Origin of the sequence: Pseudomonas sp. BT76 TE3572, assembly GCF_050435365.1 — a bacterium.
GTDB lineage: Bacteria > Pseudomonadota > Gammaproteobacteria > Pseudomonadales > Pseudomonadaceae > Aquipseudomonas > Aquipseudomonas fluorescens_W.
Window position 1 is genome coordinate 2,211,030 of the sequence record NZ_JBNDKE010000001.1, and the last position, 18,024, is coordinate 2,229,053.

13 protein-coding genes are annotated in these 18,024 nt (G+C 60.0%); 3 read left to right on the forward strand and 10 right to left on the reverse strand.

Features of this window, described 5'->3' with window-relative positions; all coding sequences use genetic code 11:
* Positions 1-155: 155 nt before the first annotated feature.
* The 7 genes from ABH912_RS10125 to ABH912_RS10155 form a co-directional block, all read right to left on the reverse strand.
* Positions 156-1,685 carry a DHA2 family efflux MFS transporter permease subunit gene (locus ABH912_RS10125; RefSeq protein ID WP_033057107.1) on the reverse strand — a complete coding sequence of 510 codons (1,530 nt, stop codon included), beginning with the start codon at positions 1,683-1,685 and terminating at the stop codon, positions 156-158.
* 188 nt (positions 1,686-1,873) lie between these two features.
* Positions 1,874-3,079: an efflux RND transporter periplasmic adaptor subunit gene (locus tag ABH912_RS10130; protein WP_429510560.1), complete on the reverse strand. Its 1,206-nt coding sequence runs from the start codon at positions 3,077-3,079 to the stop codon at positions 1,874-1,876.
* A gap of 15 nt (positions 3,080-3,094) precedes the next feature.
* Positions 3,095-4,564: an efflux transporter outer membrane subunit gene (locus ABH912_RS10135; protein ID WP_429510561.1), complete on the reverse strand. Its 1,470-nt coding sequence runs from the start codon at positions 4,562-4,564 to the stop codon at positions 3,095-3,097.
* A complete protein-coding gene (locus ABH912_RS10140; protein ID WP_033057114.1) occupies positions 4,561-5,034 on the reverse strand; it encodes a MarR family winged helix-turn-helix transcriptional regulator in 474 nt (157 codons plus the stop codon). The genes ABH912_RS10135 and ABH912_RS10140 overlap by 4 nt, the downstream gene beginning before the upstream one ends.
* A gap of 214 nt (positions 5,035-5,248) precedes the next feature.
* Positions 5,249-8,923 carry a translocation/assembly module TamB domain-containing protein gene (locus ABH912_RS10145; RefSeq protein ID WP_429510562.1) on the reverse strand — a complete coding sequence of 1,225 codons (3,675 nt, stop codon included), beginning with the start codon at positions 8,921-8,923 and terminating at the stop codon, positions 5,249-5,251.
* Positions 8,920-10,647 carry an autotransporter assembly complex protein TamA gene (locus ABH912_RS10150; RefSeq protein WP_033057119.1) on the reverse strand — a complete coding sequence of 576 codons (1,728 nt, stop codon included), beginning with the start codon at positions 10,645-10,647 and terminating at the stop codon, positions 8,920-8,922. Before ABH912_RS10150 ends, ABH912_RS10145 begins: the two co-directional genes overlap by 4 nt.
* Positions 10,648-10,712: 65 nt before the next feature.
* Positions 10,713-11,363 carry a GNAT family N-acetyltransferase gene (locus ABH912_RS10155; RefSeq protein ID WP_033057121.1) on the reverse strand — a complete coding sequence of 217 codons (651 nt, stop codon included), beginning with the start codon at positions 11,361-11,363 and terminating at the stop codon, positions 10,713-10,715.
* A 328-nt stretch (positions 11,364-11,691) separates the two neighbouring features.
* On the opposite strand from ABH912_RS10155, the gene xthA reads away from it, so the two are divergent.
* A complete protein-coding gene (gene xthA, locus ABH912_RS10160; RefSeq protein ID WP_033057123.1) occupies positions 11,692-12,504 on the forward strand; it encodes an exodeoxyribonuclease III in 813 nt (270 codons plus the stop codon).
* 117 nt (positions 12,505-12,621) lie between these two features.
* On the forward strand, positions 12,622-13,962 hold the full coding sequence (locus tag ABH912_RS10165; RefSeq protein ID WP_429510563.1) for a substrate-binding domain-containing protein: 1,341 nt from the start codon (positions 12,622-12,624) through the stop codon (positions 13,960-13,962).
* A gap of 185 nt (positions 13,963-14,147) precedes the next feature.
* Here ABH912_RS10165 and ABH912_RS10170 read toward each other — a convergent pair whose 3' ends face one another.
* Positions 14,148-14,666 (reverse strand): ankyrin repeat domain-containing protein, encoded by a 519-nt coding sequence (locus ABH912_RS10170; protein WP_033057127.1) that lies wholly within the window; start codon positions 14,664-14,666, stop codon positions 14,148-14,150.
* Between the two features lie 111 nt (positions 14,667-14,777).
* The gene (locus ABH912_RS10175; RefSeq protein ID WP_429510564.1) at positions 14,778-16,616 is read right to left on the reverse strand and encodes a long-chain-acyl-CoA synthetase; all 1,839 of its coding nucleotides are present in this window, start codon (positions 16,614-16,616) and stop codon (positions 14,778-14,780) included.
* A gap of 344 nt (positions 16,617-16,960) precedes the next feature.
* Here ABH912_RS10175 and ABH912_RS10180 point away from each other — a divergent pair, with 344 nt between their 5' ends.
* Complete coding sequence (locus ABH912_RS10180) at positions 16,961-17,239, forward strand: DUF3509 domain-containing protein (protein WP_033057131.1); 279 nt, start codon at positions 16,961-16,963, stop codon at positions 17,237-17,239.
* A 100-nt stretch (positions 17,240-17,339) separates the two neighbouring features.
* On the opposite strand, the gene mtnC is transcribed toward ABH912_RS10180, so the two are convergent.
* On the reverse strand, positions 17,340-18,023 hold the full coding sequence (gene mtnC / locus ABH912_RS10185) for an acireductone synthase (protein ID WP_429510565.1): 684 nt from the start codon (positions 18,021-18,023) through the stop codon (positions 17,340-17,342).
* Position 18,024: the final 1 nt, after the last annotated feature.

Here is an 18,024-nt window from a genome sequence, read left to right on the forward strand (position 1 = left end):
GGGGAGAGGGGGAAAGGGAGCAGATCTTCATGGGTTTCAAAACCTGAGTTCGACTCGGGCTTCCAGGTCGATGTAACTCAAAAGAACAACTCGGTCAGTCCCCTCGCCCCTCTGGGGAGAGGGTTAGGGTGAGGGGTGGATCCTGAGTCGTACACTCAATGGCCGGAGGCTGCAGGCCCCGCCTTCGCCGCAAACGGCGGTTTCGCCAGCCACACCAGCACAATCAAACCCATGAATGCCCACCCCAGCAACGTGAAGTAATCCACGGTGGAGAGCATGTACGCCTGACTGGTCAGCACATGATCCAGTTGCGCATACGCCGGATTGCTCGCCCCGCCCAGGCTGTTCAACGCCTCACGGGTCGCCGGCTCATAGGTGCTGATGCTTTCGCTCATATAGGCGTGGTGCTGATCGGCCCGGCGAATCCAGATCCAGGTCGTCAGCGACGCCGCAAAACTGCCGCCCAAGGTCCGCAGGAACGTCGCCAGGCCCGCGCCGTCGGCGATCTGGCTCGGTGGCAGGTCCGACATCAGAATGCTCAAGGTCGGCATGAAGAACAGTGCCACACCAATGCCCATGAACAGCTGGACCAGGGCGATGTGCTGGAAGTCCACTTCGTTGGTAAACCCGGCACGCATGAAGCAGCTCAGGCCAATCGCCAGGAACGCCAGGCCGGCCAGCAGCCGCAGGTCGAATTTGTGTGCATATTTGCCGACAAACGGCGACATCAGCACCGGCAGAATCCCGATCGGCGCCACCGCCAGCCCCGCCCAGGTCGCCGTGTAACCCATCTGGGTTTGCAGCCATTGCGGCAGGATCAGGTTGATCCCGAAGAACCCGGCGTAACCCAACACCAGCACAATCGTGCCGATGCGGAAGTTGCGGTAAGCGAACAGCCGCAGATTGACCACCGGGTGTTTGTCGGTCATTTCCCAGATCACGAACACCGCCAGCGCAATCACCGAAATGGCCGCGCCGATAAGGATGAAGTTCGACTCGAACCAATCCAGATCGTTACCCTTGTCGAGGATCACCTGCAACGCGCCGACCCCGATAATCAGCGTGATCAAACCGACGTAATCCATCGGCTGGTGGCTGGTTTCCACCGGCCGCGCCTTGAGCTGCTGGCGCACCACCATCACCGCGAAAACACCGATCGGCACGTTGATGAAGAAGATCCACGGCCAGCTATAGCTGTCGGTAATCCAGCCGCCGAGGATGGGACCGGCAATCGGCGCCACCACCGTGACCATCGCCAGCAACGCCAGGGCCATGCCGCGCCTGGCGGGTGGATAGACGGCAATCAGCAGCGTTTGAGTCATCGGGTACAGGGGACCTGCCACCAGACCTTGAAGCACCCGAAAGCCGATCAGCTCCGGCATCGAGGTCGAGATACCACACAGAAACGAAGCCAGCACGAACAGAATCGTCGCCCAGAGAAACAGCTTCACCTCGCCAAACCGCCGGCTGAGCCAACCGGTCAGCGGCAGCGCAATCGCATTGCTCACCGCGAACGAGGTAATCACCCAAGTGCCCTGCTCCGAACTCACGCCCAGGTTGCCGGAAATCGTCGGCAGCGCCACGTTGGCGATGGTGGTGTCGAGTACTTGCATGAAGGTTGCCAGCGACAGGCCAATGGTGCTGAGCAGCAGGCTGGGCGGCGTGAAAGACGCGTTATTGCTCATCGCAAATCCTTTGAAACCTGATTGGCACTACGCCTGTTACAGACGCAGCTGATCTTATGGGAGCTTTTGTGGCGAGGGAGCTTGCTCCCGCTGGGTCGCGAAGCAGCCCCAAAAGCTTTACGACTGCTTCGCAGCCGAGCGGGAGCAAGCTCCCTCGCCACAAAGGCTCGCTCCCACAGGGGTCGGTGTCAGCGTTGAACGGTTTTGCTGACCGCTGCGCTGTTGTCGTGGATCAACTGAGTGATCATCGCGTCGGCCTCGGCCAACTGACGGTCATACACATTGGTGCTGAACGAGGCTTTTTGCGGTGGCTGTTGCGCCAGCACCGGGCCGCTCTGGTCGTGCAAGTTCACATCGACCTGAGTCGACAGGCCGACCCGCAACGGGTGCTTGGCCAGCTCTTCGGCGTTGATGTGAATCCGCACCGGCACACGCTGGACGATCTTGATCCAGTTACCGGTGGCGTTCTGCGCTGGCAGCAAGGCAAACGCACTGCCGGTGCCGGCGCCGAGGCTGTCGATGGTGCCGCTGAACTTCACGTCGCTGCCGTACAAGTCGGCCTGGATGTCCACCGGTTGACCAATGCGCATGTCACGCAGTTGGGTTTCCTTGAAGTTGGCGTCGATCCACAGCTGATCCAGCGGAATGACCGCCATCAATGCGGTGCCCGGCTGGACGCGTTGGCCCAGTTGTACCGAGCGCTTGGCGACATAACCGGTGACCGGCGCGATCAACGTGCTGCGGGAGTTGTTCAAGTAAGCCTGACGCAATTGCGCGGCAGCGGACATCACGTCCGGGTGCGACGACACCACGGTGTCATCCACCAACGCGCTGGTGGTTTTCAGTTGCTGCTTGGCGTTGGCCAAGGCGTTTTGCGCCGAGGTCAGGTCGTCTCGAGCATGGGACAGTTCTTCCTGGGAAATCGCGCCGCCAGCGGCGAGGTTTTTCCGGCGATTGAAGTTGTCTTGAGCCTTCTGCACTTCAGCCTGTTGGGCGTTGACCTGGGCTTTCATGCCGTCGACGTTGCTGTACAAGCCGCGAACCTGACGCACGGTGCGGGCCAGATTGGCCTGGGCACTTTGCAGTCCGACTTCGGCGTCGTTCGGGTCGAAGTTGATCAGCACCTGACCTTCGTGAACCAGGTCGCCGTCGTCGGCACCGATGCTGACCACGGTGCCGGTGACCAGCGGGGTGATTTCCACCACGTTGCCGTTCACATAGGCGTCGTCGGTGCTTTCGTTCCAGCGCCCGTAGAATTCGTGATAACCCCAGACGCCGACACCGGCGAGGATCACCACGATCGCCAACACCACCAGCATGACTTTGCGCTTGCGCGGATTGCTGGTGTCTTGAGTGTTGTCAGGGGTTTGTGTTGTTGTTTCGGCAGTGGCCATGACAAATACCTTGAATTAGTTGTGCTGCGTGGCTGGGGTTGCGTTGGCTGCGGTCAGGGTTTCGCCCTGGAAGCCGCCGCCCAGCGCCTGCATCAGTTGGATCGACAGGTCGATCTGCTCGGCATTCAGGTTGGCCAGTTGACGCTGGGCCTGGAGCAATTGCTGCTCGATGCTGAGCACGTCCAGGTAGTTACCGATGCCGGAACCGTACCGCTGGACCACGGTGTTGTATGAATCCTGGGCAATGTCGGTGGCGTGCTGCTGAGCGCCGATCTGCCGGCCGATATCGCGCAACTGGTTGATGGTGTCGCTGACATCACCCAGGGCTTTCACCAGGCTTTTGTTGTACTGCGCCACCGCGAGGTCGTAATCGGCGTCGCGGGAATCGAGGTCGGCACGCAGTCGGCCGCCGTCGAAAATCGGCACCGAGATCGTCGGCGCAATGTTGAAGAAACGACTGGCGGACCCGAACATCGCATCGCCCAGCAACGACTCGGCACCGGCCGCGGCGCTCAGGTTGAGGTTGGGGTAGAAGCGGGTTTTGCCGGCGTCGATGTTCTTGCTCGCGGCCTCGACCCGCCAACGCGCGGCCACCAGGTCCGGGCGACGACCCAACAACTCGGCCGGCAGCACCGAGGGCAACGCGACGGCGCTGGCCTGGAGAATTTTCGGTCGGGCGATTTCATTGCCGCGATCCGGGCCTTTACCGAGCAGCACGGCCAAGGCGATCTTCGCGCTTTGCAGGCGTTTTTCGGCGTCGATCAGGCTGGCTTCGGAGGTGGCTTCCAGGCTTTCGGTTTGCTGGAACTGGTACTGACTGTCGATCCCCGAGCTCAGGCGGCGCTGGCTCAGATCGAGCATTTGTTTGGTGCGTTTGAGATCTTCCTGCGCCAGGTCGTGAACGATATGCGCCTGCCCCAGATCGCTATAAGCGCGAGCCACATCGGCGGATAACGTCAGTTGCGCCGCTTGCTGATCGACTTCGGCAGCACGGGCCTGGCCCAATGCGGCTTCCCAGGCGTCACGCTGACCGCCCCAGAGGTCGAAGTTGTAGGTGAAGCTGGCGCCGATGTTACGCACGGTGGAGTACGCGCCGCCCTCGCCTCTCGGGTCTTGATCGCGGGCCAGACGCGAACGGCTGACGCCAGCGCTGGCATCAAGGGTCGGCATGCGCGCGGCATCCGCTGCATAAGCGGCGGCGCTGGCCTGGTGGGCGCGGGCGTCGGCAATCTGCATGTCGGGGCTGTCGTGCAGGGCTTCGCGGATCAAGCCGTCGAGCTGCGGGTCGCCGAGGCTTTTCCACCAGTCGCTTTTCGGCCAGGCCGCCGGCGACAGGGTCACGCCGCTGAGGGATTGCCCGGCCTTGAGGGTTTTCGCATCCAGGCTTTTGCCTTCGGTGGTCAGGCCGCTGTAGCTGGCGCAACCGGCCAGGGTCATGGCCGCCAGCACCAGGCTCAGTCCGGTCCGCAGGGTTTTACTGCTCATTTGTCACCTACCCGCAGCAGGGTGATCGAGTCACCGGCTGCCACCAAAATTTTCTTCAGGATCTGTTCGAGGGTTTTCAACTCCTCAGGGGTGATCGCGCCGGCCAATTCATTCATGGCGTCGGCGCCGATCTCCGGTAGGCGATCCGTCAACTGCTGGCCTTGTTCGGTCAGCACCAGTTGCACCTGACGGCGATCCGCCTCGGAACGCTGGCGGGCGAGGAAGCCTTTCTGTTCCAGACGATCGAGCATGCGGGTCATCGAACCGCTGTCCAGCGACAGGTGACGGCACAGCTCGGCCGGGGTATCGACGCCGAACTGGGCCATGATGATCAGCACTTTGAACTGCGCGGCAGTGATGCCGTGGGGTTCCATGTGCGTGTCGATGATCCGGTCCTTGAGCAGCGCAGCGCGCCCGAGCAGGAGGCCGAGATGGCAAGTGTGGAATTCGTCTGGGGTGAAATGCTTCATCTGACCACCAATTAGCTGCCTAGGCAGAGAATGTATGTCGAGATGTTACTGCCTAGGCAGCGAATGTCAACGTAATAGTTAGGTTGCTTGCTATTTAGTTGATAAATGGTGGGTCGCAAAAGCAAAAAGATCGCAGGCTTCGCCAGCTCCTACAGGTGGTTTGTGGACACCCGTAGGAGCTGGCGAAGCCTGCGATCTTTTGATCTTGAAGGGACTAAAAGTCCCGCTTGTAGAAGATGTCCAGCGAACTGGCCACGCCGCCCGCCGCTTCGAGGTAGACCTTCTTGCTCAGCTTGTAACGCAAGGCGATGGTGTTGGCTGGCTCGAACACGCCAACGCCATAACGCAGGCTGAGCTTCTCGGAGATATTGCCGCTGGCTACCACGCTGGTTGCAGCGCCGCTGCCCTGGGTGTCGAGCTGGAAGTCCTGAATGCCCAGGTTCTTGGCCAAGCCGCTGGTCACTCCCGAACTGCCCATCAAACCCAATCCAAGGGCCGCCTGGGCGAGCATGTTGTTGTCCTCACCGTTGGTGCTCAGCGGACGCCCCAGCACCAGATAGGACAACGCCTGTTCCTGGCTCATCGCCGGCTCGGAGAAAATCTGCGTGGTCGGCTGCTCGGCGCTGCCGCTCAGGCGAATGCCGGCGATCACGTCGTCGGTCTGGCGAATCGCTTCGATGTCCAGATACGGCTGGTCGATCGGGCCGGCAAACAGCAAACGCGCCCGACGCACCGTCAATCGCTGACCGTAGGCACGATAACGCCCATCGTTGAGCCAGAGCTCGCCGCGGGTGTCCATGTTGTCGCCGATGTGCACATGACCTTGCAGGTTGGCGGTCAGGCCAAACCCGGCGAAGCTGAGTTTGTCCTGACCGACCACCACATCGATGTCCATCGCCATGGCCATCGGGGGTTTGCCCTCTTCGGTCTGCTGGCCGACGATCACCGTGTCATCGGACACCTTGACCGTCGACGGCGGCAACTCGCGCACGGTGATCTCGCCTTTCGGCACCAGCACCTTGCCGACGATCGCCAGTTTGTCGTCCTTCACCGAAATCTTCAGGTCCGGCGCCATTTCCAGCTTGGCGTAAGGCTCGACGGTGACGGGCAATTGCGTGCCTTTGAGCGCCAGATCCACCACCAACGCCTGACCCCAGGCGATGTTGCCGTTCAAGGTGCCCTGCCCGGTCTTGCCACTTTTCCAGCCGCCGTTCAATTGCACGGTTTCGCCAGCGATCACGGCTTGAAGTTGCAGCGCTTCAAGGTCCATCGGCAGTTCTGGCCCGGAAATCTCGCCGTCGCTGAGCAACAGATTGCCGTTGACCTGGGGCGCCAGCAGCGTACCTGCAAGCGTGCCGCTGCCATTCAAGCGTCCGGTCAGTTTCTCGACCATCGGTACGAACGGCCGCGCTACCGACAGGTCCAGTCCATTCAAACGGAATGAGCCGGTCAGTGGCTTGTCCTTCGGCAACGGATTGATCTGCGCCTGGAGCATCAGCTCGCCGAGCTTGCCGCCGACGAAATTGAGGTCCGTGTCGATTCGCTTGGGCGTGAGTTTGCTGTTCAGTTTCAGGGTCTGGTACGGGAAGTCCAGCCACTGGTCCTTTTCCTTGATGCGCAACGTGCCGCCGCTGGCATCGACGCTGATCTGGCCGTTCGGGCCGCTGGCCGGCAGGTCCAGTTGCAGGTCGGCGTTGAGCCGGCCTTTCCAGGCGAAATCCTTCGGCAACCACTGCGCCAGGCTGTCGATCGGGAACTGCTTGAGGTGATAACGCAGCTTCGGCTCAGGCATCAGGCGCTGATCCTCACCGCACAGGCTGGCCGGGCCGGACGTCCAGCAATGAGCGCCAAAATTGATCTTGCCGTCCGCCAGCCGTTCAAGCTTCGCCGGACCTTGCAGCTTCCAGTCCTGCCCACCGGCCTGGATATCGCCGCTGGCCAAGCGCCCCCGCCAATTGCCTTTGTCCAGATTGCCATCTAGGCCGAGCGCGAGTTTCAGCTTCGGCCCTTGCAGGTCGAGGGCGAGCTTCTGGTTTTTGATATCGCCCTGGCCGCTGGCGGTCAGCGTCCCCAGTGACGTCTCACCAGCCTGAATGCCACTGCCCTTGAGGTCGATCTTTGCGCGTTGCGCGCTGTCGAGGGTCGCGTCCAGGTTCAGGCTTTGCAGGCGATTGTCTTCAAACGCCAGTTGCGTACCTTGCAGCCCGAGCTTGCCTTGCGGGGCCTTGAGCGTCCCGGCGACATCGATGCGACCATTGAGCTGACCGCGCAGTTGCGGCCACAGCTGAGCCAGTCGCGGCAGCTTGATATCAATCTGGCCAGCGAGCTTCTGTTGCAAGCTGCCCTTGCCGTTGATGCTGTTATCACCGAGGCGAATTTGCAGCGTGTTGAGGTTCCATTGTTCACCACCGCCATCGGCTTTGGCTTGCAGGACGGCTGGTTGGCCGCGCAGTTTGCCTTTCAAGTCGAGATCAGCGGTCAGGCTGAGTTTTTCATTCTTCATCTCGCCTTTGCTGCGCAAGGGTCCGGCCAGCGTACCCGGCAACTCCGCGACCCAGTACGCCGGGTTGATCGCCGACAGGTCCAGTGCCGTGTCCCAGGCAATGCCGTCGGCGAACTGCAGGTTCAGGTGCCCTTCGGCCTTGCCCTGCCCGGCTTCGAGTTGAATTTGTTGCAGGTAGATTTTCGTCAGGTCGCCGCTGAACGGGCTGGTCAGGCTGAACGCTCCGGCCGGGCCATCGAGTGCGGCTTTGAAGCTGCCGAGGTATTTACCGTCGGTGTAGGAGACTTCACCGTTGAAGCTGCGCAACGCCACTTCTGGCTCGTCGATCAGCGGATAGAGGCGATGCCACGGGAAATCCAGCCAATCGATTTTTGCTTCGGCGCTCAGGCCTTTGCGCCAGTCGAGGTTGCCGGTGAGTTTCAGGCTTTGCTTGTCGTTGGCCGTGAGGTCCAACCCGGCGATCTGAGCGCCATTGGCGTCGACCTTGCCTTGCAGCAACAGCGCGACCGGGCCAGATTCAGCGGGCAACGTGGCTTTGCCGAGCAACTGATAACCGTTTTTCAGGTCGCCGTCGCCGGTGAGTTCCAGTTGGTTGAGTTGCAAGGTGTCCGGCAGATCGGCGCTGGGCTTGAAGCCGTCAGCGGTGATCCGCACCTTGGCCGGCAGGTTTTCCACCAGCGGTTGCAGTTCGCCGGTCAACTGCCCGTTCAGGTAACCGCTGCTGTCGGCTTTCAGGTTCAGGGTTTTCAGCAGATCGCCGTCGACCTTCAGCGCCAGCGTCCAAGGCCCGGTGCCGGGGGCTGGCAAGGTCAGTTTGCCTTCGGCCTTAAGCGGCCAGTTACCGCCAGGTTGCAGCAGGCCTGACAGATTCAGGCTCAGGTCATCCCTTTGCAAATGAACGGAATCGATCTGCAAACCGTTGGCCGTCCAGTGCGCCGCCAGTTGCAGACCCTTGAGTTCTTCGCTGCCGTTAAACATCAGGCTGCCGACCTGAACATCGCCCAGCTCGATGGCCAAGGGCAGTTTCAAATCCGGGAGACTGATCGGCCCGCTGCTTTCTTCTTCCGTGCCTGGCGGGAATTGCAGGCTGACTTGATCGGCTTTCAATTGTTCGATGCACAGGGTCATGCGCGTCAGGCACAGCGGCGACCAGGCGAAAATCACCTTATCCAGCTCAACCCGGCTGCTGTCCTGCTGCCACAGCACATGGTCGGCACTCCACTGTCCGCCCAGACGACCCTGGAAATTCTCGACGGACAAACCCGGCACAAAGCCGAGCGCCCAACGACTGCCCGTCGCCGTGCCAAGCACCGTGGCCACGGTCAGGACGACCAGCATCAGCAGCGCCAAAATCGACAGCAGCGTTATTTTCAAACCACGCTTCACAGCTCAGGCCCCATGGAAAAGTGCAATCGAATGCCGCCGTCGTCATCCATCGCATGGGCCAGGTCGAGGCGTATCGGCCCTACCGGAGAAACCCAGCGCACACCGATGCCGACACCGGTCTTGAGGTCCGGCAGTTCGAGGGTATTGAAGGAGTTGCCTTGGTCGATGAAGGTCGCGACCCGCCATTTCTCGGCGATGGAGTACTGATACTCGACACTGCCGGCGATCATGTAGCGGCCACCGATGCGGTCGCCCTCGGAGTTTTCCGGGGACAGGCTCTGGTAGTCGTAGCCGCGCACGCTCTGATCGCCACCGGCAAAGAAACGCAGAGACGGCGGCACCGATTTGTAGCCGTTGGTGGCGCTGCCGCCGACCTGCACCCGCCCGAGGAAGCGGTGTTTGTCGAAGACCGTGGTCAAGCCTTTCACCAGCGCGGTGCCGTAGACCAAATTGGTGTCCGAACCCAAACCTTCCTTGGCCACTTTGGTCTCAAATGCCAGGCGATAACCGTTGTGCGGGTCGATGCGGTTGTCGCTTTTCAGGTAGGAATAGCTGACGCCAGGCATCAGCAATGTACTGAGCCCCGAGTCGTCGCCGAGCCTGAATTCCTCGCGCTGCCATTTGAGCGACACCACCCGCTGCCAACCGCTGGGCAGCTTGCTGTGCCACTCGGGGCCGAGGGTCAGCAGTTTGCTGAGGGAGTCCTTGTCGGCAATTTCTTCGTTCTGATAGCCACCGGCGAACCGCAGCTTGTCGGTCAGAGGCGGGTCCAGGGGAATGTCATAGAACACACCGACGTTCTGCCGGGGCGCCGAAACTTCGGTCTCCCAGCCATAGCTGTGCCCCTGAGGGTTGACCCAGTGCCGGGTCCAGTTGGCCTTGACCCGTGGGCCGACGTCGGTGGAATAACCCAGCCCCAGCCCCATGGTCCGTGGTTTGCGGGTTTCGAGTTTGACGTCCACCGGGATCACGTCGTTCTTGGACGCCGTCGGCGCCGCATCCACCCGCACGCTTTCGAAATAGCCGCTCGATTGCATGGCCTGATTGAGTTCGGCGATCAGTTCGGAGTCATATGGCGCGCCCGCCTTGAATGGCACCATGCGTAGCAGCAAGTCTTCGTCGAACGGCGTGTCACCTTCGAAACTGACCTTGCCCAGTGAATAACGCGGACCGCTGTTGTAGATCAGTTCGATGTCGGCAACGCCGGCTCGCGGGTCGACCGACAATTTCTGGCTGCTGAAATAACCACTGAAAAAGCCATAGCGCGAGGCCTGATTCTGAATCAGGCGCTTGGCGTCCTCGTAATGGCCATGGTTGAGCACTGCGCCGGTTTTCAGCGCATTGCTTTTGGGTACACGGAAGGATTTCAGGGTGGCGGCCGGACCGTCGATGCGAATAGTGACGTTGCGCAAATGCACCGGCTCGCCGGGATCGATGTTCAGCACCAGGCGCGGCGTCTTGCCGCCCTTCACATCCGAGTCGATCTGCGGCTGGTAATAGCCCAAGGCCTGGGCAGCCTTGCGCGCCTGTTCTTCGGCGCCACGACTGAAGCGCAGCAAGGCTTCCTCGTCACGATCGCCGAGGCTGCCAATATAGCCCTCTATATTGGCTTTCAGTTCATCGTTGGACGGTTTGATCCGAACATCCAATTCACTTTGCGCCAGCGCCGCGCAGCTGGTAATCAGCATCAGCACGCCGCTGGTAATTCTTCCTGGAAACTTCATAGGCGCGGATGCTATCACGAGCTTGGGAGCGTGATAGAGCCTGGCGTGCAGTGAAAGTTCTACCTTTATGCCGTTGCTGTTTGTAACACCTGCGGGTTGGCGTGGAAAAATACGTGTTCGCGAATCGGTCCTACGGCAACCTCACCAATTTCCTCATAACCCTGACGCTTATAGAACTCCAGATAACGAGGATTCCCGGTATCGAGGATTACGCCCTCCGAGTGCTCATCCACCGCGCACCAGTTGTGCACTGCTTGCAGCAGTTGTTCGCCGAAGTGCTTGCCCTGAAATTGCGGATGAACCCCCAGCAACGGCAGCAGGTGCACCGAGTCGGACGGCACGCAAGCCATCACGGCATCGTGATACTCGAGATAACGTCGGGTGCAGCGAAACCCGGTGCTGAGCACCATGCGCAGACGCCAGGCCCAACTTTCAGTGATGCCCAGGCGACGTTGCGGTGGCGCGATCAGCGCGATGCCGATCAACCGGTCGTTGACCAGCAGGCCGATGGCCGGCAAGTCCTGGAGAAAGTGTTGTGTGACCAACTCGCGCACGGTGGCGCGAACCCGCTGTTCATAACCGGGACGCTCCGCTTCGAACAGGTAGCCGAACGTCGGCTCATGCCGGTAAGCCTGGTACAACAACGAACGCGCTTCGCGGGAATAGCCGCTGTCGAGCATGTGAATATCGGCGATGACGGTCGAGGTTTCGGGCATAACGGTATTTCTCCCCGGGGCACAGCTCAAATGACTGCGCTCTTATTGGTACGAGCCTTTGGGTGGTAATACAGTTCCCCCACAGGTATAGACCAAGGTTGGATCTTCATCGACTGGACTGGCCTCTTCGCGGGCAAGCCACGCTCCCACAGGTTTTGTGGTGTACACAGATTTTGTATTCGCTCGAGAACCCTGTGGGAGTGAGCTTGCTCGCGAAGGGCCATAACTGCCTATACAAATCTGATGGGTAAAAGCGAATCCCCTCACCCCACACTGGCCCGATTCCCGCAGGTCAGCTAGCATCGCCCTTTTGCCAGGACTGCCGACCATGAAGATCGTCTCCTTCAACATCAACGGGCTGCGCGCTCGCCCCCATCAGCTGGCGGCGCTGATCGAAAAGCATCAGCCAGACGTGATCGGACTGCAGGAAACCAAGGTTCACGACGACCAATTCCCGCTGGCCGAGGTTCAGGCGCTGGGCTATCACGTGTATTTCCATGGTCAAAAAGGTCATTACGGCGTGGCCCTGCTCTCGCGCCAGGAACCTATCGCGCTGCACAAAGGTTTCGCCACCGATGAAGAAGACGCTCAGCGCCGCTTCATCTGGGGCACGTTCGCCGACGCCAATGGCGTGCCGGTGACCATCATGAACGGCTATTTCCCACAGGGCGAAAGCCGCGATCACCCGACCAAGTTCCCGGCCAAGGAACGCTTTTACAACGATCTGCAGCAATTGCTGGAAAACCAGTTCAGCAACGATCAGCCGCTGGTGGTGATGGGCGACGTGAACATTTCCCCGGAAGACTGCGACATCGGTATCGGCCCGGACAACATGAAACGCTGGCTGAAAACCGGTAAATGCAGCTTCCTGCCGGAAGAACGCGAATGGATGGCCCGCTTGAAGAACTGGGGCCTGGTGGACAGCTTCCGTCACTTGAACCCGGAGGTGGCCGACCGTTTCAGCTGGTTCGACTACCGTAGCCGCGGTTTTGAGGATGAGCCCAAGCGTGGGCTGCGGATTGACTTGATCATGGCGTCCCACGGATTGTTGCCACGCGTGAAGGATGCGGGTGTGGATTACGAACTGCGCGGGATGGAAAAACCGTCGGATCACGCGCCGATCTGGCTTGAATTGAGCTAAAAGCAAAAGATCGTCCGAACGCTCGGGCCGCGTTCGGACGATCTTTTGATTTGTCATCTTTCAGAAACCTTACTGACTTATTCTCCCGGCACTTCCTTTGCCTTATAAGGTGCCGGCATGACGCTGCGCGTGTTGTTCCTGTTGATGCTGTGCGCCTGGCTGCCGCTGACGGCGTCGGCCGGCGCTTTGCCGACGCCCGAGTCTGGCCCGGTGCTGCGCATCCAGGGTTCCAACACCATTGGCGCCGCATTGGGCCCGGCGCTGGTTGAGGGGTTGATGCGCGAACAGGGCCTGTTGAAGATTCACAGCGAGGCCCCGGACAAAGCCAACGAACTGCGCGTCATCGGCGAAACCGTTCAGGGCCGCCGGGTCGCGGTGGACATCGCGGCACACGGTTCCAGCACCGGTTTCACCGCCCTGAAAACCGCCACCGCCGACCTCGCCGCCTCCTCGCGCCCGATCAAGGACAACGAACGGGCAGACCTTGCACACTTGGGCGACTTTAAAAGCGCCGGTGCCGAGCAGGTCATCGCCATCGATGGTCTGGCAATCATTCTTCATCCGCAAAATCCATTGAGTGAACTGAACACCGAACAACTGGCGCGAATCTTCAGCGGCGAGGCAAAAACCTGGGAAGAACTCGGCGGCATCGGTGGGACAATTCATCTCTATGCGCGGGATGACCAATCGGGCACCTACGACACGTTCAAGGAATTGGTCCTCAGCCGTCGTGGGAAAACGCTGAGCAGCGCGGCGAAACGTTTCGAATCCAGCGAGCAATTGTCTGACGCGGTCAGCCTCGACCCGCAAGGTATCGGCTTCATCGGCCTGCCTTACGTGCGTCAGGCCAAAGCCGTGGCGATTGCCGATGGCCAATCCCAAGCCATGCTGCCGCTCAACAGCCTGATTGCCACGGAAGACTATCCGTTGTCCCGCCGGCTGTTCTTTTACCTGCCACCCAACGGGAAAAATCCCTGGGCCGACGCACTGGTGGCGTTCGCCCAAAGCAGCAAGGGTCAGGCGATTGTCGCGGCCAATGGCTTTATCGCCCAGACCGTCCAGGCCATGACAGTCACGCCGAACGCGCTGATGCCCGAGGGTTATCAGGCGCTCAGTCGTCACGCTCAGCGACTGACGGTGAATTTCCGTTTCGAAGAAGGCAGTGCGACGCTGGACAACAAGGCCCGGCAGGACCTGTGGCGGGTGCTCGACTATATAAAGCAGCGTGACAAGACCAATCGGCAGGTGACGCTGGTGGGGTTTGGCGACGCCAAGAGTGATCCGGCGCGGGCCGATCTGCTGTCGAAACTGCGCGCCATGGCGGTGCGGCGGGAACTGGTGAAAAGCGGCGTGGTGTTTCGCGAGATTCGTGGTTTTGGCGCCGAGATGCCAGTGGCGGCCAATAGCGCGGATGAGGGGCGGATCAAGAATCGCCGGGTTGAGGTTTGGGTTTATTGATGGTGTGTGTGTGTGTGTAGCAGCTGTCGAGCTTGCGAGGCTGCGTTCGGCTCGGGCCGCGTTCGGACGCAGCAGTCGTGAAATCAGACGATGCGGTGTTTCAGGGAGACCGCACATACAGGTTTTACGACTGCTTCGCAGCCGAACGCAGCCTCGCAGGCTCGACAGCTGCTACATGGCCAGAATTAGCCGAGCAATTTCTGCAACTGCGCCGTGGTGTCCGCCGCGCCCATGGTCTTGGCGGCATCCAGCGCAGAGACGCCATTGGCGTCCTTGGCTTTCGGGTCGGCGCCTTTGCTGATCAGGTAGTCGACGATTTCGACGCGATTGAACATCGCCGCCATCATCAGCGCGGTACGGCCGTCGAAGGAAGAACCTTCCACTTGCGCGCCGCCTTCAACCAGGGCCTTGACCACCGCCAGGTCACCCTTGAATGCCGCGCCGGCAATCGGGCTCTGGCCGTTGTCGTTGCGGATTTCCGGGTCAGCCTTGTGTTCGAGCAGGACTTTTACGGTGTCCACATGGCCGTGGTAAGCGGCCAGCATCAGCAAGGTGTCGCCCTTGTGGTTACGCAGGTTTGGCGGCAGGCCCTTGGTCAACAGCGCAGCCATCATGGCCGCATCGCCCTCGCGCGCCTTGTTGAATACCTGTTCGGCAAATTCAGCGGCTTCTTCGGGGGTCATCTGGCGGCTTTGGTCTGACATTGGGCACTCCACGTTCTGTTATTCGCAAAGCCGACAGTTTCCCGAGCAGCCCCGGGGCTGTCACTTCTTTTTTCTCATGGACGGCCATAGGCACATTCAATAGTGCTGCATTCAATAACGAAAAGCGCCGCCGTGAATATCCGCCAGCAACTGCGGAGTGACCTGCACGTAAGTCTGGGTCCCCGGCAACCAGGCATAGATCGGATCATCGCCGGTTTTACCGGGGTCGAAGGCTTCATCCTTCAGGCGAGTCTTCTGGTATTTGAAGGTGCCGGTGGTCTCCATTTTCACTTTCACTCGCAAGAACAACGGCACCGCATAGGCGGGCATTTGCTCCCGGGCGAAGGCCAGCAACTCACTGAAGTCCAGGGTCGCCAGGGACTCCGCTGGCGTAATCGCCGCCATCCCCGCACGCCCGTTGGTGTTGCGGATTTCCACGCCGTAGGCCACGGCTTCGGAAATATTCGGGTGTTGCAAAAGGATGTTCTCGACCTCGGTGGTCGAGACGTTTTCACCCTTCCAGCGGAAGGTATCTCCCAAACGATCAACAAACTGCGCATGACCGAAACCGATGTTGCGCAGCAGGTCACCGGTATTGAAGTAACGGTCGCCCTTCTCGAACACGTCGCGAAGCACAACCTTTTCGGTCTTCTGTGGGTCCGTGTAGCCGTCCAGCGGCGCCTTGTCGTCGATCTTGGCCAGCAACAGCCCCTGCTCGCCTTTGGCGACTTTGCGCATGAAGCCCTTGGCATCCCGAATCGGCGCGCCACTGTCGTGGTCGTAAGCCGCCAACTCCCATGACATCAGGGAAAAACCGACGGTGTTATCAAAGTTGAGGATGTTGGTGAAGCCGATGTTGCCGTCGCTGGCGGCGTAGAGCTCGCAGATGTGATTCACCGCAAAGCGTGTCTTGAACTCGCCCCACGCGCCGGGGCGCAGGCCATTGCCGATCATCTTCGTCACGCTGTGCTTGCTGTCGTCGGCGCTGGGCGGTTGATCCACCAGGTAGCGGCACAATTCGCCGACGTAACCGAGGGTGGTCGCGCGGTACTTGCGCACATCGTTCCAGAATTGACTGGCGCTGAACTTGCGGCGAATGGCAAAGCCCGAGGCGCCACTGATCGCCGAGCCCCAGCACACGCAGAGCCCGGTGGCGTGATAGAGCGGCAAGGTGCAATAGACGACATCCTCCGGGCGCATATCCAAGGCGATCAGCCCGAAGCTTGCGGCGCTGCGCATCCAGCGGCCGTGCTTGAACACCCCGGCCTTGGGCAAGCCGGTGGTGCCCGAGGTGTAGATATAGAAACAAGGGTCGTCGAAAAAAACCTGCTGACTGCTGGCGGGGTTGGCGCTGGAGCTGTCGGCACTGGCGGTCATCAGGTTGATGAACCCGTCGGACGCAATGCCCGGATGGCTGAAGGTGTCTTGATCAGCGACGAACCAGGTGCGCGCCGCGTCGATCGACACCCGTTCGCGAACCGCCGAAAACGCCGGCACCAGCTCTTCTCCGACAATGATCGCCGCGGGCGTCACCAGGTTCAGGCTGTGAGCCAGGGTATCGCGGGTTTGCGAGGTATTGAGCAAGGCACTGATCGCGCCGACCTTGGCCACCGCCAGGATCGTCACCAGCAGTTCCGGCCGATTCTCGATAAACACCGCCACGACATCGCCCTTGCGGATGCCTTGGGCAATCAGATGATGGGCAATCCGATTGGCCCATTGGTTGACCTGAAAATAAGTCAGCGCCACCTCGCCCTGCAGTAATGCCGGGCCATCGGGATTGCGCAACGTCGCTTGTTCGAAGCTCCAGCCCAGGCCGCACGGTTGGGTCGGGTCCTTGACGTTGGCGGCTTTCATGCCCTTCACCACGCGAGGAATGGCTTTGGCAATGGAAGGCAGCTTGCGGAGCATCATGCCCCAGGTAATCGTGTCGTGCGGCGTGCGGCTCATGGTTGCTCCCGGTCGATCTTTTTATTGTTCGGGCGGCGTTGATTGAGGCCGAAAATACGTCAGCGGTTCCTGAGCTGTACACGCGGTTTTTGAAATGATTTGTATCCACGGCTGCGGCATTCGAAATCGTGAGCGTGCGTCGGGCTATTGGTTCCATCGAATCGACGTCGACCACGCAAAATGCAGGATGCACGATGGCCTTTCATGCAGTTTGCACGAAAGTGCAAAAACGCTTAAAAACTAACTAATTGATATATAAGGACTTTTAAAAAATCAGGTGCTGGCACAATCACTGCAACTACCTCTGCATGCTTGCCATTCAAGAGCTAACGGAGCTGATAGACATGAACCTGATCCAAGAAAAATTTTCGTCCCTGTTCTCCAACTTCGAAGTGACCACCCAGCCACGTCCGGACGGCGGCATTCTGCTGACCTTGAGCAGCACCGACGGCAAACTCTTCAAACGCTCGATTTCTTACCAGCAATTGCATGCTGGCGATCAGTTGACCTGGGTGATCAGTGCCATTCGCCGTGACATCGCCGAACAGGCCAGTGAACTGCCACAGATTTCCATGCTGCAAAGCCAGCAACGGTTTGCCCTGCCAACGTATCACTCGGCTTAAACCCTGCGGTTGTATAAATAAACGCGTTGTAAACAAACAGGCCGTGAGAGCTTTCGCTTCACGGCCTGAGTTGTTTCTGGCGTTGCGCAATCCCTGATGGTTACAAGGTAGAAGGTTTGATCCGCTCAAAACTGTCGACGGTCACATGCCCCGCCAGCTCTGCGCCTTCACGGGCCAGCCCGCAGGTAACCATTCCTGCCGTGCGCGCCGCGTCCAGTTCCTCGACGATGTCGGACAGAAACAGGATCTGCGCAGCGTCCAGGCCAATGGACTGGGTAATGCGCTCGTAGGACTGCGCTTCACGCTTGGGCCCCGAGGTGGTGTCGAAATAACCGCTGAACAGTGGTGACAGATCCCCCGCTTCCGAACAGCCAAAGATCAGCTTTTGCGCCTGGATCGAGCCGGACGAATAAACAAACAGTTTGTAGCCTTCCTGATGCCAGCGTTTCAGCGCTTCAACGGCGTCCGGGTAAACGTGGCCTTTCAACTCTCCGGCCTGATAACCCTGCTCCCAGACCATGCCTTGCAGCGCTTTCAGCGGCGTGGCTTTGCGGTCTTCGGCGATCCAGTTCAGAAGGATGTCGATCACCCGCTCGACGTCGGCGTTCGGCTGGTTGGTATCCCGGCGAACGGCGTCCAGTTGCTCGGCAACATCCTCATGCGCAGCGTTCTGGCGAACAAAATCCGGCAAGTGTTTGGCGGCGTAGGGAAACAGCACCTCGAACACAAAACTCACCGCGCTCGTAGTGCCTTCGATGTCGGTGAGAATTGCTTTGATCGGCATC

Excerpts from the sequence above, each read along its gene's own strand:
- xthA (WP_033057123.1), top strand. The coding sequence starts at position 11,692 with ATGAAGATCGTCTCCTTCAACATCAACGGGCTGCGCGCTCGCCCCCAT.
- ABH912_RS10135 (WP_429510561.1), bottom strand. The coding sequence starts at position 4,564 with ATGAGCAGTAAAACCCTGCGGACCGGACTGAGCCTGGTGCTGGCGGCC.
- mtnC (WP_429510565.1), bottom strand. The coding sequence starts at position 18,023 with ATGCCGATCAAAGCAATTCTCACCGACATCGAAGGCACTACGAGCGCG.
- ABH912_RS10180 (WP_033057131.1), top strand. The coding sequence starts at position 16,961 with ATGAACCTGATCCAAGAAAAATTTTCGTCCCTGTTCTCCAACTTCGAA.
- ABH912_RS10170 (WP_033057127.1), bottom strand. The coding sequence starts at position 14,666 with ATGTCAGACCAAAGCCGCCAGATGACCCCCGAAGAAGCCGCTGAATTT.
- ABH912_RS10140 (WP_033057114.1), bottom strand. The coding sequence starts at position 5,034 with ATGAAGCATTTCACCCCAGACGAATTCCACACTTGCCATCTCGGCCTC.
- ABH912_RS10175 (WP_429510564.1), bottom strand. The coding sequence starts at position 16,616 with ATGAGCCGCACGCCGCACGACACGATTACCTGGGGCATGATGCTCCGC.
- ABH912_RS10125 (WP_033057107.1), bottom strand. The coding sequence starts at position 1,685 with ATGAGCAATAACGCGTCTTTCACGCCGCCCAGCCTGCTGCTCAGCACC.
- ABH912_RS10155 (WP_033057121.1), bottom strand. The coding sequence starts at position 11,363 with ATGCCCGAAACCTCGACCGTCATCGCCGATATTCACATGCTCGACAGC.
- ABH912_RS10165 (WP_429510563.1), top strand. The coding sequence starts at position 12,622 with ATGACGCTGCGCGTGTTGTTCCTGTTGATGCTGTGCGCCTGGCTGCCG.
- ABH912_RS10130 (WP_429510560.1), bottom strand. The coding sequence starts at position 3,079 with ATGGCCACTGCCGAAACAACAACACAAACCCCTGACAACACTCAAGAC.
- ABH912_RS10150 (WP_033057119.1), bottom strand. The coding sequence starts at position 10,647 with ATGAAGTTTCCAGGAAGAATTACCAGCGGCGTGCTGATGCTGATTACC.